Genomic DNA, 1,600 nt, shown 5'->3' with positions numbered 1-1,600 from the left:
CCATGGATGATGAGATGGTCTCCTCCTCTTCCCAGCGGCATCGCAATGTGCCTGAATAGAGGGTGAACAATTCGTTCTCTATCGACAGAAGCAGGAGGAGACCATGGACAAGTTTAACGTAATTGGACTGGATACCGCCAAATCAATATTTCACTTGGTTGAGTTGCATGCCAATGGCAAAGAACTGGCTTGCCGCCAGCTCAGGCGCTCGCAGCTGTTGAGGCGTATGGCGAACTTGAAGCCCACAACCATTGCCATGGAGGCCTGCAGCAGCTCCCACTACTGGGGCCGCCGCTTCCGGGAAATGGGCCATCAGGTGGTTTTGTTGCCTGCCCAGCACATCAAAGGTTACCTGCGGGGGCAGAAGAATGATTACAACGATGCCAGGGCTATTGCCGAGGCCTGCCTGCACGGCCGTATTCGGTCTGTTCAGGTGAAATCGGTGGAACAACAGGACTTGCAGGCGCTGCACCGATCGCGTGAACAATTGAAAAAGTCACGCAACCAGTTGGCCAACCAGATTCGCGGCTTTTTGCGTGAACGGGGTGTTATCGTCGCAGTGGGTTTGGCACCACTCAGAAACGCCCTGCCGGAAATCCTGGAGAGCCCGAACGAAGAGGTCACGGTCTTCATACGGGAGCTGTTGGCACGAGACTACCGCCGCCTGAAAAGCCTGGACGAAGAGATCGACTGGCATGACCGACAACTGAGACAGCAGGCAAAAGCCAGTGACGTATGCAAACGACTGTGCCGGATACCCGGCATCGGTCCCGTGGTCAGCACTGCTTTTGCCAACTGGGTCGGTGACGGTCAACAGTTTCAACGTGGCCGCGATGCTTCTGCGGCACTGGGGTTGGTACCCAGGCAGCACACAACGGGGGGCAAGCCCAAACTGGGTGGCATCAGTAAACGGGGAGATCGCTACTTGCGAGCGTTATTGGTTCACGGCGCCCGGTCGGTGGTTAAACAGAGTGATCGACGAACGGACTCCCTGAGTCAATGGATCAATCGGCTCAAGGCCCGCCATGGCGTAAACAAGGCAACCGTAGCCTTGGCAAACAAAATAACCCGTATCGCCTGGGTGGTTGTGGCACGAGAAGAGAACTATCGACCCGCGGAGGCCTTATGCTCATGATGCGCGATGAAAATACTGGCAGCGGGCGCGAAGGTTGGGGTGGCGATGGGCGAGGTTGCGCGGCTGACCGTCTGCCGACAGGGACGTCGGCAGTCGAGCGACCCAAGGAAGGGTTCAAGCGCGTCAGCTGCGCGACCTCGGTCATTGCCACTTGCAATGACCACTGGGTGAAACAAACCCAGTGAATGAAGTTAGTAGCCCAGGCAATAATTTAATGGGTAAACATTAACCTTCCTACAGGTTGCGATGGCAACGTAAACCAGATGACAAAACAGGTAAAACCGGCGTACTGAAAACCTGATGGACCCATAGGTACCCAATACCGTATGGATGGTTAGGACAGTACGCGCGAAACTTCATCAGGGCCAAGAGCAAACAAGCTCCTAAAACAGGCCGGATATATGGAAGCAACCTGACTTTACATCTGATACGAGGCCTTGCAAACGAGGAGGAGACCATATATGG

General features: G+C 55.1%; 1 protein-coding gene. It reads left to right on the top strand.

The features are described from left to right. Positions 1-103 precede the first annotated feature (103 nt). Positions 104-1,135, top strand: coding sequence for an IS110 family RNA-guided transposase (locus G8764_RS22200; protein WP_166168571.1), 1,032 nt, complete (start codon positions 104-106; stop codon positions 1,133-1,135). Positions 1,136-1,600 lie beyond the last annotated feature (465 nt).

The sequence above is a fragment of the Pseudomaricurvus alcaniphilus genome (assembly GCF_011440395.1).
Classification (GTDB): Bacteria; Pseudomonadota; Gammaproteobacteria; order Pseudomonadales; family Cellvibrionaceae; genus Pseudomaricurvus; species Pseudomaricurvus alcaniphilus.
This window is presented reverse-complemented; position numbering and strand designations above follow the sequence as displayed.